We start from the raw sequence: 15119 nt of genomic DNA, 5'->3' as shown, positions 1-15119 counted from the left end.
AGTCGGTTAAAACCGACTACAGAGTTTGATGCAAAATGCAATTAATTTGAGTCCTCTTTGAGAGGACTTTCGCTATGAGACAGGGGTTTTCAACCCCTGCCGGACTGGAACTCAAACGAGAGATTCGATCGCAAATATGAACACTCCTGAACCTTCATTAACTAAAACCGAATTAAGACGATCGCTCCTGAACACCCGCAAATCCCTACCAGCCCAAGAATGGAGACAAAAGAGCGAGATCCTTTGCAACCACCTGCACAACTCGCCCCTATTTACCGAAGCAAAAACAATCCTCGCCTACTTTAGCTTTCGCCAAGAACCAGATTTAAGTCCCCTATTTGAAACTCCCCGCACGTGGGGATTTCCCCGCTGTGTCGGCAAACAGTTATCGTGGCACGTCTGGCAGCCCGGAGATGCTTTACATACGGTCGCTTACGGCATCCAAGAACCGCTGCCGGATGCTCCGAAAATCAACCCCTCAGAAGTAGATTTAATCCTCGTACCCGCTGTAGGTTGCGATGTTCGCGGCTATCGCTTGGGCTACGGTGGCGGCTATTACGATCGAATGCTCAGTTTAACTGAGTGGGAATCAAAAATTGCGATCGGCACAATCTTTGAATTTGCCTTCCTAGCCCAGCTACCAGTAGACTCCTGGGACAAAGCGCTGCACGGAGTTTGCACCGAAAGCGGGTTAGAAATGATACAGGAAAAATCCCAAAGGTCGATCGAGCAATAAATTTTCAGTAATTATCCCTAGATTCGTGTTTATATGTATCCTACTGAAAGTCCTATTTAATCTAAAATCCAAAATCTAAAATCTAAAATATTATGGCCCAGCGCTACGTTCGAGTTAAAACAACACAAGGACACATCCATTACGGTTTGCTGCAACTTAGCCGCAGCGTTCAAGTATTTGATGCACCTCCCTGGTTAAAAGGACAACCAACTGATTTGGAACTTGCACCAGATAGTTACCAAATTCTCGCCCCGTGCTCTCCCTCAAAAATTGTAGCCGTCGGCAAAAATTATGTCGATCACGCCGCCGAGATGGGAACTCCAGTACCCGAAGAACCGCTGCTGTTTTTCAAGCCTCCCAGCGCTGTCATCGCAGCAGGTGGAGCAATTCGCTATCCGCAGCAGTCGGAAAGGGTAGACTACGAAGGAGAATTGGCCCTGGTAATTGGCGAACATTGTACCAACTGCACTCCCCAACAAGCACACGGCAAAATTTGGGGTTATACCATCGCCAATGACGTAACAGCCAGAGATTTGCAAAAGCGAGACAACCAGTGGGCGAGGGCTAAAGGGTTCGATACGTTTTGTCCTTTGGGGCCTTGGATTGTCCGCGAATTGAGTCCTGCTGCACAGTTGCAGACTTTTGTCAATGGGAGCGATCGACCTATACAGTCATCTCAGATCGATCGCATGGTATTTTCCCCAGACTTTCTCGTCTCCTACATCAGTCAAATCATGACCCTAAATCCCGGCGATGTGATACTGACTGGAACGCCCCAAGGAGTTGGGCCGCTGCAAATAGGCGATCGAGTCCGCATTGAAATTGAAGGCATCGGCAGTCTTGAAAATATCGTAGTTATTGGTTATTAGTTATTAGTTATTGGTTATTGGTTATTGGTTATTGGTTATTGGTTATTAGGTTTGATCCGAATAAATAACAAATAACAACCAACAAATAACAACCAACAAATAACAACCAACAAATAACCAATAACTACTTACTAACGTACCTGCATATAAACAGCGTCCGAAATGGGAGGAATCTCTGCATAGCGTCCCAAAGCCGATTGAACCACTGCATAGAAAAATGCAGCTAAAGCGCCTAAAAACACCATATTATACAGAGTCTCTGCAATAAATGCGACTTGGAAGCCTTTTGCAAAAATTGGCAAAACCAAACCGCAGAGCATCAAAACAATGTCTAAAAGAATCGCCTGCATCGCATTAAAACGAATGAAGTGACTGATGTTTTCGTTTCTAACTACTCCTAAATACAGGGCAAAGAAAATAACCAAGCTAGCAAAGGGCAAACTATAAATTTGCATCAATGGAGATAGCGGTATCAACAACAGTTGCAGGACAGGAAACTGTGTAAACAGAAACCTACCAAAGGCAAGCCCGTCAATCAGCGGTAGCAAGTAAGGCAAAGAAGCAAAAATCCGGTCTGGAACAGTCGTAGATCCGCGCCAAGTCATAATGAACTCTCCTGAGTCGATCGATAAACTATCAATTCGCATTAAATTCAGGATAACGCAGCAGCAGGCAAGCGTTCCGACTCGCCCGGAATTTGCCCACACGAGCAAGCCGAGTAGATTCATGGGTACTTATATCAAGTCGGGTTCAATAGTCACCATTCCCGATGCCCCATTCCCGATGCCCCATCCCTCCGCTTCGCTTCGCCCAATTCCCTGTTTGCCCAATTCCCGATGCCCGATGATTATTTAATATTGGCAATGACGAAGCCCATTTGACACTCGTATCGATCGGGCAAATTTTCCGTAGGTTTGGCAACTGGATGACCGCAGCGAAGCTCTCCACCGCTCCAGCGCGGTTGGCCAGTGCGATCGGCGAGCACACAACTTTGGCAAACACACTGAGGGGCAAGCATCTGATTTTCCATTAGAATGACTAACATTTGATACCTCCGGCAGGTTCCACACCAGTAATTTCATTGTATGTCAGGAATTTGGGACAAACGGCTTAACCTGAACACAACGTAATATTTATGTCAATGGTGCGAAATCCGTAGTATGGTACAAGATCCCCAATTCCCAATCCCCAAATTTCTGAAGAGGTTGATTATTGTGACCAAGAATTTCTTGATGGTACAAGCCCCCGGATCGAGCCGTGGAATCAATCCTTGCATCTAAAATCTCAAATCCTCTCTTCCCCCGACTTGAGCCGTGGGGTCAATCCAAAATCCAAAATCTAAAATCTAAAATCGAATGACGGACACTAACTTAGACTTCCTTTCCAAAACCGATCTGCTAATTGCCGATTTAATCGGGCAAGAACTCCAGCGGCAGCGAGATCACTTAGAACTGATCGCCAGCGAAAACTTTACCTCCGCAGCCGTAATGGCAGCTCAAGGCTCAGTGCTGACCAATAAATACGCCGAAGGGCTGCCAGCGAAACGCTATTACGGCGGCTGCGAATTTATTGACGGCATCGAGCAAATCGCGATCGATCGCGCTAAAGAGCTCTTTGGCGCAGCCCACGCCAACGTCCAGCCCCACTCCGGCGCTCAAGCCAACTTTGCAGTATTTTTGAGCTTGCTAGAGCCAGGGGACGGAATTATGGGCATGGATTTGTCCCACGGCGGACACTTGACCCACGGTTCGCCGGTTAATGTATCCGGTAAATGGTTTAAAGCTTTTCACTACGGCGTCAACAAAGAAACTGAACAGCTCGACTACGACGAAATTTTGGCACAGGCTAAAGCAAACCGACCAAAATTGCTGATTTGCGGCTATTCGGCATATTCGCGAATTATCAACTTTGAAAAGTTTAGAGCGATCGCCGACGAAATTGGAGCTTACCTGCTCGCCGACATCGCCCACATTGCCGGATTAGTCGCCACAGGCCATCATCCCAGCCCCCTCGCCCACTGTCACGCAGTCACCACCACCACTCACAAAACCCTGCGCGGCCCCCGTGGCGGCTTGATTTTGACCAATGACCCCGAACTGGGCAAAAAGTTCGACAAATCAGTATTTCCCGGCACTCAAGGCGGCCCCTTAGAGCACGTGATTGCGGGCAAAGCTGTAGCTTTCGGCGAAGCATTAAAACCGGAATTTAAAACTTATTCCGGTCAAGTAATTGAAAATGCGCGGGCTTTAGCTGCACAGTTGCAGCAGCGGGGTTTAAAACTCGTTTCCGGCGGCACCGACAATCACTTAATGCTAGTAGATTTGCGATCGGCAAACATGACAGGCAAGCGAGCCGACCAATTAGTCAGCGGTGTGAATATTACTGCTAATAAAAATACGGTGCCTTTCGATCCAGCATCGCCCTTTGTCACCAGCGGTTTGAGACTCGGTTCGCCCGCGATGACGACAAGAGGAATGGGAACAGCAGAATTTACCGAGATTGGTAATATTATTGCCGATCGACTGCTAAATCCAGATGATGAAAGCGTCGCCGCCGAATGTCGGCGCCGAGTAGCCGCACTGTGCGATCGCTTCCCGTTATACCCGCACTTGTTCTTGAAAGTGCCGGCATTAGCTTAATTTTCCTGATCGGCAATGGGGAATTGGTAGTTGGAAGTGTACGGTTCAGTTGACAGTTGACAGTTGACAGTTGACAGTTGACCGAAGGAGAGCGACCTCTACCTAGAAGGAATAGGATGGGAGTAATGAATAGTCTGATTTTAATTTCTCCCGATCAAGGAGAGGCTTTCAACCAATTCTTTCTGGTAAAAAGGTAAAAGAGCTACAAAAGATTGAGAGTTGTTCCTTGCGATCTTGACAAGCAGTTTTTATCGAAAATCTCGATCGCGAAAGGCAGTTTTTACTAAAAATATTTGTCGAGCGGCGCTGGTTTGATTAACGGTATTTGTCGATCGCGAAAGATACCGCTCAACTCAGCTCGCTTGGCAAGTATGGATATCGAAAAAGTCGATCAACATTGCGATTGAAAGACGATTAATTCGAGAGGAATCATTTAAAAACCTGACAATTCGCATCCTGGCAACTTCCACTCCGGCAAATCTCCGGCTCCCAAACCCCCAGTCGCTCTTAAAAATGTTTCCTGGTTACAAGCCATCTGAAATGTAGTAGACTCTGCCTGACAGTATAATTGCCCGCACTATTTAAAATTAATTTCAGATGCCGCACCAGTATCTGTATCATGTACTCGCTTTTCTGGTTTCTGCGAGCGTCGTCCTCTGGAGTACGCCAATAGTCAAAACCATTGGTCTCAAAAGCGGGCGAGTCGATCGGCCAGGCGAGCGAAAAGTCCACCAGCGCCCCATGGTACGCTTGGGAGGAGTCTCTATCTTTCTCGGCACTCTGATTGCCCTGTTATTTGTCTGGCTCTGTGGAGGCTTCATCGATGCTAGCGGACAAGTTCTCAATCCCAAAGACGAATACCAAGTTTGGGGAGTCACCCTCGGCGGCATCGGATTCTTCCTCATCGGTTTAGCAGACGACTTGTTTTCGCTCTCAGCCATCAAACGCTTGCTCATGCAAATTGGCGTATCCAGCATCGCTTGGTACGCGGGCGTACAAATTGAGTTTCTCACAGTTCCCTCCCTGGGACTGACGGATCTTGGCTGGCTGAGCTTGCCCATTACCGTGATTTGGCTCGTCGGTATGGCCAACGCCATTAACTGGATTGATGGTTTGGACGGTTTAGCAGCCGGAGTTTCGGGGATTGCAGCAGTTGTGATGCTGATTGTCAGTCTGTCGATGCACCAACCGGCGGCGGCCCTAATTGCAGCGGCTTTAGCTGGTGGCACCTTGGGATTTCTACGCTACAACTTCAATCCGGCTCAAATCTTTATGGGAGATGGCGGGGCTTATTTTATCGGGTTTACTCTCGCTGGAGTGGGAGTAATTGGGTTAGTTAAAACTACGGCTGTTACTTCTGTGTTACTGCCATATTTAATTTTAGCTGTACCGATTTTAGATATGTCGGCGGTGATTCTCGATCGGCTCCGTAACGGCAAATCGCCCTTTATTGCTGACAAACGCCACCTGCACCACCGACTCCTAGAAGCCGGACTATCCCATAGATTTGCGGTTTTATTTATTTACTCGCTGACACTTTGGGTAGGAAGTTTAGCCCTAGCTTTTTCAGTTCCAAGTGGCATAGTTTACGCTATGGGAGCTACAAGTTTGCTGGGATACGCTAGCTGGAAAGTTTGGAGGCACGCAAGATAGACAGTTGACAGTTGACAGTTGACAGTTGACAGTTGACAGTTGTTAGTTGTCAGTTGTTAGTTGTTAGTTGTTACTTGTTAGTAAGAATCACCAATCACCAATCATTAATGCCCAATGCCCAATGCCCAATGCCCTGCGCGGGCCTTCTTCCCAATGCCCAATGCCCAATGCCCAATGCCCAATAACCAATCTAAAATCCAAAATCTAAAATCTAAAATAGAATAATGGTTGCTGAAATTATTTGTGTTGGCACTGAATTGCTGTTAGGCGATATTCTTAATAGCAATGCCCAGTTTTTAGCGAAAGAATTAGCGAGTTTGGGCATCCCTCACTACTATCAAACAGTTGTGGGAGACAATCCAGAACGCATTAAACAGGTGATAGAAATAGCTATAGGTCGATCGCAACTTTTGGTCTTCACCGGAGGCCTCGGCCCCACACCAGACGACCTCACAGTCGAAACAATCGCCGATTATTTTGGTGTTCCCCTCATCGAAAGGCCGGAAATTATCGCCGATATCGAACAAAAATTTGCTCAGCGGGGACGCACCATGAGCAAGAGCAACCGCAAACAAGCTTTAATTCCCGAAGGTGCGGACATTCTATCAAACCGGACAGGTTCTGCACCGGGGATTATTTGGCAGCCGGTTCCCAATGTCACAGTGATGACATTTCCCGGGGTACCGGCGGAAATGCACTTGATGTGGCAAGAAATCGCCGTTCCTTACTTGAAAAATAACGGCTGGTGCAGTGCAACTATTTGCAGTCGCACGTTGAAATTTTGGGGAATTGCTGAGTCGGCACTCGCGGAAAAAGTAGATAATTTTCTGAGTTTAACTAATCCTACTGTTGCTCCCTACGCCAATCACGGCGAAGTCAAACTGCGGATTTCGGCCCGCGCCCAGTCGGAAGCTGATGCTAAAAAGTTAATTGAGCCGATCGAACAACAGTTGCTACTGATTACTGACTTAGACTGTTACGGTGCCGATACCGATACCCTCGCCTCGACTGTCGGTAAATTGTTGCTGTTGGCTGGCGAAACTCTTAGTGTGGCTGAATCCTGCACGGGAGGAGGGTTGGGAGCGATGTTGACCAGTGTTGCCGGCAGTTCGAGGTACTTTTTGGGTGGAATTATTTCCTATGACGATCGGGTTAAGGAAGGATTATTAGGTGTTAATCCCCAAGATTTAGCCGAATTTGGCGCAGTCAGCCAGCAAGTCGCAAAACAAATGGCTGCGGGAGTGCGCGCCAGTCTCAACACCACTTGGGGATTGAGCATTACAGGCATCGCGGGCCCAGGAGGCGGCACGGATGCTAAACCTGTCGGACTGGTTTATATCGGTTTAGCGGGCCCCGACGGCGAGGCTGAAAGTTTTGAATACCGTTTCGGCTATGCCCGCACTCGCGATTGGATTAGAAATCTGAGTAGTTGTACGGCGCTCGATCGGCTCCGGCGTAAATTATTGGCAAAAGCGTAGAAAACCTCTAACACTTTGTCAATTGTCAATACTCATCCTTAAGCTTAAGCTTTATTTAATAATTGCAGTCCGAGATATTTCAGTAATTTTCCCCTTGCCTATTGATTATCTGTAAAGATTCGTTATGATAATAAGACAGGGCTGATTGGCAAATACACTGATTCTCTCCTTTGCTTAAAAGCGTTGCTCCCAACAACCAGCAAGCGAGAAAGCAAGTTTGACCTTTGGTTTCAAAGTCGTGCTTGCTTATTTTCAGGGATTTAGCCGTCGGTTTAGCTAGCTCGGCGGGAATCCCCACGACCTAATCTTTGATTTGGGGTGGGATGAAAGCCAGGTTTGTGAAGGATAGAAGGTTAACCGATTCCGTAGGACTCTTAAATCTTCACAGCCTGAACAAACAATCCTTGATCTAGTGCAAAAACAGTGGGGCTGGACGTGTTCCTCACTATAAAACGCCGAGCGAGAGAAACATTTTGGAGTACCTCGAAGGAAGATCTCGATATCCTTAACAGGACTCAGATGCCTACGCTGTAATCTTTGATTCAGAGTAGGAGCGTCACCAATCTAGACTATAAAAAAAGGAGCTATCCGTTCAATGGAAGACATTGAAAAGGTGCTGGAACAAATTAAAGAATGGGTTCGCAAGCTGATAGAAGGACTGCTGAGTCCAGAAGCTCAACCGGAACTCGAACCGATTCCTATTCCAGTCAACCAACCCAGGCATCGCCGGTAGTCGGGACTAGATGTGAAATCTGAGGTTTGAGGTTTGAGGTTGAAGACTGGTTCTAAATCCCAAGTCAAAACTCTCAAAAATCTCATAAATTTTGTTGCGCTGGAATTTTTAAAATTGTTAAATATCCTGGTACTTCACGGCCCTAATCTGAATCTATTGGGTCAGCGAGAACCTGGAGTTTATGGTTCTGCGACTTTAAATGATATCAACAAGTTGCTAGAACGAGAAGCGCAAGCCCTCCAGGTGCAAGTCTCTATTCAGCAGTCGAATCATGAAGGGGCTTTGGTGGATGCAATTCACTCAATGTTAGGGCAGCACCAAGGCTTGTTGATTAATGCTGGAGCTTATACTCATACGAGTGTGGCAATTAGAGACGCGATCGCCGCTGTGAATATCCCTGCGGTGGAAGTTCATTTGAGCAATATTTACCGACGGGAAGCTTTTCGGCACCACTCGTATATCGCGGCGGTGGCGATCGGGCAAATCAGCGGTTTTGGCTCAGAAAGTTATCGGCTGGGGCTACAAGCTCTAGTTAGTTATGTGATTAAAAATTAAAATTTCACCGATTTTCGAGATCGGATGAGGGCCGGTTTTAGATGGAAAACCAGCCCTTATATGTTTGGCTTGAATTCAAATTAATCAGAAGAATGGGTAATGGGTAATGGGTAATGGGTAATGGGTAATGGGTAATGGGTAATGGGTAATGGGTAATGGGTAATGGGTAATGGGTAATGGGTAATGGGGAATCGGTAATGGGTAATGGGTGTAATGGGTAATGGGGAATCGGTAATGGGTAATGGGGAATCGGTAATGGGTAATGGGGAATCGGTAATGGGTAATGGGGAATCGGTAATGGGTAATGGGTAATAATAATAATGACGAAGCAAAAAATAACCAATAACCAATAACTAATAACTAATAACTAATAACCAATAACTAATAACTAATAACCAATAACCAATAACCAATAACCAATAACCAATAACCAATAACCAATAACCAATAACCAATAACCAATAACCAATAACCAATAACTAATAACTAATAACTAATAACTAATAACCACTGACCACTGACCACTGACCACTGACCACTGACCACTGACCACTGACCAATGACCACTGACAACTGACCAATTAGTAGCAACTTGAGTTAAATTCAAATGCGGCATTCCCTGTTGAGCAAGTTTCAAGGAACCATCCTGGGGGCAGTTTTAGGAGACTCTATAGGCCTGCAATACCAGAGGCAACTAGCGGGTATCCTCCCCCAAACCGAAGACTTGCAGCCGATTTTACAACTGACAAAACACCAACAATTTACCCTGAATGGCGCAATATTAGCCTTGAATTCTCCCAACACCAAAATACTCAGGGGCAAATATTCCGAATGCGGGAGACTTGCAGTAGCGTGCGCTCAAAGTTTAATTCGGTGTAACGGTTTAGATTTAAAAGATTGGCGCGATACTTGGGAAGTATTGGCAAAGTCGGAAATATACCATTCTCCAAACACAGAGTTTCAAAGCCTGCTTAACCCTTGTGAAGCTGCGGTTGCTGCGCTGCCATGCGTGATGTTTTTTCACGAAAATAAGGCCAAGCTGCGAGAAAAAATCATGCTGGCGACAGATGTTTTGCCCAACGAAAATAAGGCACAGTTGCAGACAGCAGTGTTAGCTATAGGATATGCGATCGCCCGATCGCTCAAACAAAGACTTGACCCCGGGACAGCGATCGAACAAACCATTGCCTACCTAAACATAGATACTGCCTTAACCGAGTTGCTGCGGCAAGTGCAAATACTACTAGAACAGGGAGCCGATTTAGAAACAGCCACCACTCACCTGTGCAAAAGCGCCACAGCTTTGCGAGGAAAACCAGAAGAGGGCGAGAAACAATCAGAAACTCACTCAAATGTCAATCCAGGAAATTTTATTCCCATTGCCCTAGCTTTCTACTGCTTCTTGAGCACCCCAGAAGACTTACGCTTGTCAGTAGTGCGGGCCGCCCGTAGCGGGATAGCCGGACAACTCACCTGCGCTTTGACGGGAGCTTTGTCAGGAGCCTACAATGGCGCTGCTGCGATTCCTGTAGAATGGCGACAAGTATTGTCGGCGGTTGAATCGCAGCCGCTAGTCGAGGGCCGAGAACCCTCCCTGTGGGGAACGGGCAGCGATGCAAAAATTTTGGAGTTAGCAAGTAACCTGTTTGCAGTTTGGGCTGGAGTTTACAACCCTTCGGCGGGGCCCGATTCCGCAGCCCTAGCCCGCGCAGTGGCTGCACCTTATGTCATTAGACCTCGGAAAATATAAAGTTGGAAGCTTTGGAACAGGAGGGGAAACCCGAAACTAGCAATTAAGAATTAGCAGTTAACAATTAGCAATTAGCAAGTCACAAGTGACAGCGAAAGGAGAGCGACAATTAAAAATTAACAAGTAACAACTTAAATCGGAGGCGCTTGCTTCCTCAAACCCGATTTCTAGGAAAATATAGGATTGGGAAACTAGGAATCGACAGAGAAAGCGGGTTTTTAGCCACAGCGCACGAGAGCTGTTTGAGATAGACAAGGGGTAGTAACTGCTGGCGTTGTTGGCGACACTTAGGAAATCGAACGGCTGTCGAGAGTCTGGTAAATTAGCCTGCTTGTTTAGAATATTCAGGTACGGTAGTTCGGATAAACTCAATCAAGATGCACAGTCAGAATTTCTGACAAAGCTGCTGAGTAACAGTGATATATCTTCGACACAAATGAATACGCTCTCCTCATTAATGCGACAGATTGAGCAGCTAGGGGCAACGCGCTCGCTGCGCCAACACATTGCTCAAGTGCAAAATGGTGACAGTAAAACAGATGCCGATCGCCCTGGCGGGCCTCTCCTGAGCCGTTTTTTGCCCCAGAAATGGCCTGGGCCCGAGACTTTCATTAGATTGACAAGTAAAACCTCAAAATCTAGCCTCAAAAATCAGGCTCGTTCCCCGATGTTGGCCCTGGTAGCAGTAGTTTCCCTCAGCAGCACTCTTGGTCACCGCTTCTACAACCAGCCGAAATTGGATGTGGGGACGAAAGCTCCTCAGACGATTAAGGCTCCTGCTAGTGTTAGCATTCCCGATCACAAAACTACTGAAGAACACCGTTCATCAGCACGAATCGGGGCTGTACCGATATTAATGCTCGATCGCGCGGTCGATCGACAAATCGAGCGAGAATTGCAACAATTTTGGCAACAGGGGAGCCAACTCCGGCGGGCGGTAAGCCCGTTTCCATTTGCGCCGCCCTCGGCGCTCTCAAATGCGGCTCAGGTTTACTTGAGGGGGTGTCCGGAGTGGGAGTGGCGATCGATTTTGGCGCAAGCAGGGGACAACAGTGCAAATTTTGAGCGGTTGAATTTGAATTCCCCGGCAATTGCTGCACCGACGGATAACAAGTCTCAGCAAGATGCGATTGCTCAACTGCAAGCTTACAGCCGATCGGTCGGAGCAGCAGATTTTCAAAGCCTGACAGATAGTATTTCCGAGGCTCGCGGGCGCTATGCCAATGCTGTGGAGGCGCTTGAAAAACCGTCGGTTTCCGCGCTCCGAAAGATTTATGATACTTCCCTGTTTGATTTGTCGGATGCAGCTTGGGAGAAAACCCAAACGGGTATGAGTCGGGTGGCAAAAATGATGCTGGCTCAAGGTATCCCGCAGGGGTTACCAAAAGAGATTTTGAAAGAAGCTGTGAAGCTGCAAGTCGCAGACGAAGTGCCGTTAGAGTCCCAAGCTTTGGCGGTTGAGGCTTTAAGTGCGATTTTGCAGCCAAATCTGGTGAGAGATCCCGAGGAAACCAAACAGCTAGCGGAATTGGCCGCGCAAAAGGTGAAACCGGTGACGATCGCCGTAGAGAAGGGCGATATTATTGTTGCAGAAGGAAAACTTATCGCGCAGCAAGATTTTGTATTGCTGGACTATTTTGGTTTGAGCCGGCGGGGTGTAAATTGGTTGGGGCTGGCGGGTTTTGTTTGTTTAGTCGCGGGGGCTATTGCGATCGTGTTGCTGGTAGAAAGGCACTACCGCTTGCGCCGGAGAGATCATTTGCTGTTGCTGCTGCTGACTTTGAGCGCGCCGGTGCTGGTGAGTTTGGGGCTGCCTTGGACGACTTTACCCGCGATCGGGATTTTAGCAGGCGGCTTCTACGGTTCGGCGGTGGGAGTGACTGTGGTGGGGCTGCTGTCGGCGCTGCTACCCATTGGCTTGGATGTAGAGTTGATTCATTTGGTGGCTAGCGCGGCGGGGGGATTGCTGGGCGCTTTTATGGCCGGAAGGTTGCGATCGCGCGAGGAATTGGCTCTTCTGGGCGTGGCTGTCGGCTTGACTCAGGGCAGCGTCTATCTGGTGGGGACTTTGATTGCTAGCGCTGCTGCCGGTGCGATTTGGTACGTCGTACTCGGTACGGTGGGTTGCCAAAGTTTGGCTGGTTTGGCTTGGAGCGTGGTGGCGATCGGCATCAGCCCTTATTTAGAACACGTTTTCGACTTGATTACCCCGATCCGGCTGGCGGAACTTGCCAATCCCAACCGCCCGCTGTTAAAGAGGTTGGCTGCCGAAGCTCCGGGGACTTTTCAGCACACGCTATTTGTGGCTAGTTTGGCGGAGGCTGCGGCGAGGGAACTCGGCTGCAATGTTGAGTTAGTTAGAGCTGGTACGCTATACCACGATATTGGAAAAATGCACGACCCAAGCGGATTTTGCGAAAATCAAATGGGCGGGGGCAACAAACACGATGAAATTAATAACCCTTGGGCGAGCGCCGAAATTATTAAAAAGCACGTTACTGAGGGGATGGTGATGGCGCGCAAGCATCGATTGCCGAAGGCGATTCAGGCGTTTATTCCTGAACATCAAGGCACAATGTTAATTGCTTATTTCTACCATCAAGCGCAGCAAATTGCTGCAAAAGAACCTGAAAATTTAAATATTACTTTGGCTGCTGCGGACAATTCAAAGTTAGCAATCGAAACCCGGGAAGTGAGGGAGCAGGATTTTCGCTACGACGGGCCGATTCCGCAGTCGCGGGAAACTGGAATTTTGATGTTGGCGGATTCTTGTGAAGCTGCTTTGCGATCGCTCAAGGATGCCACTCATGAGGAAGCTTTGAATATGGTTAATCGGATTTTGCGGGCGCGCTGGCAGGATAATCAGTTGCTGGATTCTGGTTTGACTCGGGAGAATATGTCTTTAATTGCGGAGATTTTTGTGCGGGTTTGGGAACAGTTCAATCACAAGCGGATTGCTTATCCTAGTGCAGTTTTTACTCCGAGGTAGAGACTTGCAAGTTATATTTTTGGAGAGATTTACTATAGTAAAAATACCGTTATTAGGTTCGTAGTGAGGACTTCAGTCCTCTGATTTTATGCGGACTGAAGTCCTCACTACGAACCTATTTAAGGTTAAATCATCCCCAAATCTAAAATCTAAAATGGTTTAATATGTAGCGCGAAGAGCACCGTGAACCTGAGGATTGCCGCTGACAATTACTACAGTTTGCTTGATTCCGTCAATCAGCCAATGTCCGTCTGTTGTTTGAATCAAAGAGTGAAAATAGTTTCCTGCTGTATCCAGCCGATTCTCTCCAGCTTGGCGACTGGGGTCAATTCGATAAATTTGGTATGCAGACTGACATTTGGCTGTATTGTGGTGAATAGTTACTTCATGATTCGTGCTGACGTGCAGCGTTAGCAAACCTGCAAGTCCCTCTACCCGCTGTTTTATATATTCTTCTGCGGTTATTCGTCTGGGAGTTTCACCCCGAAAGTCAGAATAGTCGATATCTATTTCGTCCGCTAGGTGCGATCCTCTTCGAGGGCTTCGCTAACGCAATTTGTCCCAGTCTTTGGCATCGATCGCATTTGCAAAGCCTACGATCGCATCTATAACAGCAGCGCGCTCAACAATCAAGCGGATTTCAGGTAGTTCGTACATAACAAATAAATTTTGTGAGTTGTATGAAGAAGGAAGAAGGAAGAAGGAAGAAGGAAGAAGGAAGAAGGAAGAATTTTAGACTAACAATGCCCAATGCCCAATGCCCAATGCCCAATGCCCAATTCCGTAATTCTATCCCTTGACTCCGGCGGCAGTTTCTGTCGGCACAATGTATTTTTGCAACAGCAAAAACAGTCCTAAAACAGGAATAATAGAAATAATGGAACCCGCCGCCACCAAACGCCAATCTAAAGAAAATGTCCCGGCTAAATTTGCTACGCCTAAAGGTAACGTATAATATTCCGGTCTGTCTAAAACTAGCAGCGGCCACAAAAAGTCGCTCCAAGAACCGATAAATACAAAAATTCCTAAAGTAACTAAAGCCGGCTTAATTGCCGGAATCATCACGTGCCACCAAATGCCTAATTCGGTGCAGCCGTCGATGCGGGCGGCTTCTTCTAATTCCTTGGGAACTGCTAGGAATGCTTGCCGCAATAAAAATATGCCGAAGGCTGAGGCTAGTCCGGGAAATATTACGCCTAAATAGCTATTTTTTAATCCGAGTTGTACTGTCAAAATGTACAGCGGAATCATGACTATTTGGAAGGGTATCATGATTGTGGAAATAATTGTAATTAAAATGGCTTCGCGGCCGCGAAAGTTAAGTCTGGCTAAGGGGTAAGCCGCAAGCGCGCAAAACAAAACATTGATGCTGACTGTGAGGCCTGCAATCAGGGTGCTGTTGAACAGGTAGCGCCCGAAGGGGTTGGTTTGCCACACTTTGATGAAGTTTTCGAGGGTTGGCTGTTGCGGCCACAGTTGCGGGGGATATTGAAAGATGTTTTCGCTGGGGGCTTTGAGGGATGTACTGAGCAGCCACAGCAAGGGGAAGAGCATTAAAAGTGCGATCGCGCTCATCATCCCATAGATCCACAGCGTACTCCACGACGATCGACTGCGGTTTGGGGAATTTGATTTTTTAGTTTTGAGATTGTTCATAGTTGGTATATGATGATAAGTCCTTGCTTCATGAGAAGCCTTGTTGTCCATAAGGGAATTA

General features: G+C 47.3%; 14 protein-coding genes. 10 read left to right on the top strand and 4 right to left on the bottom strand.

What is annotated here, in order from left to right; translation table 11 throughout:
• Positions 1-136: 136 nt before the first annotated feature.
• Entirely contained in the window at positions 137-736 is a 600-nt protein-coding gene (locus JGK22_RS10475; protein WP_293312817.1) for a 5-formyltetrahydrofolate cyclo-ligase, read from the top strand.
• A gap of 92 nt (positions 737-828) precedes the next feature.
• The gene (locus JGK22_RS10470) at positions 829-1605 is read left to right on the top strand and encodes a fumarylacetoacetate hydrolase family protein (RefSeq protein WP_293177996.1); all 777 of its coding nucleotides are present in this window, start codon (positions 829-831) and stop codon (positions 1603-1605) included.
• Between the two features lie 131 nt (positions 1606-1736).
• Here JGK22_RS10470 and JGK22_RS10465 read toward each other — a convergent pair whose 3' ends face one another.
• Positions 1737-2210, bottom strand: a complete 474-nt coding sequence (locus tag JGK22_RS10465; RefSeq protein WP_293177999.1) for a Tic20 family protein — start codon at positions 2208-2210, stop codon at positions 1737-1739.
• A 1-nt stretch (position 2211) separates the two neighbouring features.
• Between JGK22_RS10465 and JGK22_RS10460 the strand changes: the two genes are divergently transcribed.
• Entirely contained in the window at positions 2212-2460 is a 249-nt protein-coding gene (locus JGK22_RS10460) for a hypothetical protein (protein ID WP_293193774.1), read from the top strand.
• Here the strand turns inward: JGK22_RS10460 and JGK22_RS10455 are convergent.
• The gene (locus JGK22_RS10455) at positions 2453-2650 is read right to left on the bottom strand and encodes a hypothetical protein (RefSeq protein ID WP_293133771.1); all 198 of its coding nucleotides are present in this window, start codon (positions 2648-2650) and stop codon (positions 2453-2455) included. The two genes, JGK22_RS10460 and JGK22_RS10455, sit on opposite strands and share 8 nt — an antisense overlap.
• A 310-nt stretch (positions 2651-2960) precedes the next feature.
• Here JGK22_RS10455 and glyA point away from each other — a divergent pair, with 310 nt between their 5' ends.
• The 7 genes from glyA to JGK22_RS10420 all read left to right on the top strand — a co-directional run bounded on the left by glyA (position 2961) and on the right by JGK22_RS10420 (position 13402).
• Positions 2961-4244, top strand: a complete 1284-nt coding sequence (gene glyA, locus JGK22_RS10450) for a serine hydroxymethyltransferase (RefSeq protein ID WP_293193772.1) — start codon at positions 2961-2963, stop codon at positions 4242-4244.
• Positions 4245-4841: 597 nt separating this feature from the next.
• Entirely contained in the window at positions 4842-5897 is a 1056-nt protein-coding gene (locus JGK22_RS10445; protein WP_293178008.1) for an MraY family glycosyltransferase, read from the top strand.
• A gap of 224 nt (positions 5898-6121) precedes the next feature.
• On the top strand, positions 6122-7375 hold the full coding sequence (locus JGK22_RS10440; RefSeq protein WP_293312815.1) for a competence/damage-inducible protein A: 1254 nt from the start codon (positions 6122-6124) through the stop codon (positions 7373-7375).
• Between the two features lie 595 nt (positions 7376-7970).
• Positions 7971-8108 (top strand): hypothetical protein, encoded by a 138-nt coding sequence (locus JGK22_RS10435; protein ID WP_293178014.1) that lies wholly within the window; start codon positions 7971-7973, stop codon positions 8106-8108.
• 114 nt (positions 8109-8222) lie between these two features.
• Positions 8223-8663 (top strand): type II 3-dehydroquinate dehydratase, encoded by a 441-nt coding sequence (gene aroQ / locus JGK22_RS10430; RefSeq protein ID WP_293312822.1) that lies wholly within the window; start codon positions 8223-8225, stop codon positions 8661-8663.
• 607 nt (positions 8664-9270) lie between these two features.
• On the top strand, positions 9271-10413 hold the full coding sequence (locus JGK22_RS10425; RefSeq protein WP_293191011.1) for an ADP-ribosylglycohydrolase family protein: 1143 nt from the start codon (positions 9271-9273) through the stop codon (positions 10411-10413).
• 457 nt (positions 10414-10870) lie between these two features.
• Complete coding sequence (locus JGK22_RS10420) at positions 10871-13402, top strand: HDIG domain-containing metalloprotein (protein WP_293312821.1); 2532 nt, start codon at positions 10871-10873, stop codon at positions 13400-13402.
• Between the two features lie 159 nt (positions 13403-13561).
• On the opposite strand, the gene JGK22_RS10415 is transcribed toward JGK22_RS10420, so the two are convergent.
• Both JGK22_RS10415 and JGK22_RS10410 read right to left on the bottom strand, forming a co-directional pair.
• Positions 13562-13906 carry a nuclear transport factor 2 family protein gene (locus tag JGK22_RS10415; protein ID WP_293178227.1) on the bottom strand — a complete coding sequence of 115 codons (345 nt, stop codon included), beginning with the start codon at positions 13904-13906 and terminating at the stop codon, positions 13562-13564.
• 285 nt (positions 13907-14191) lie between these two features.
• Positions 14192-15058: a carbohydrate ABC transporter permease gene (locus JGK22_RS10410; RefSeq protein ID WP_293178230.1), complete on the bottom strand. Its 867-nt coding sequence runs from the start codon at positions 15056-15058 to the stop codon at positions 14192-14194.
• Positions 15059-15119 lie beyond the last annotated feature (61 nt).

The organism is Microcoleus sp. PH2017_08_TRC_O_A, from assembly GCF_020738665.1.
Classification (GTDB): Bacteria; Cyanobacteriota; Cyanobacteriia; order Cyanobacteriales; family Microcoleaceae; genus Microcoleus.
The sequence above is the reverse complement of the archived record's forward strand: the minus strand, read 5'-3'. Positions and strand labels throughout refer to the sequence as shown.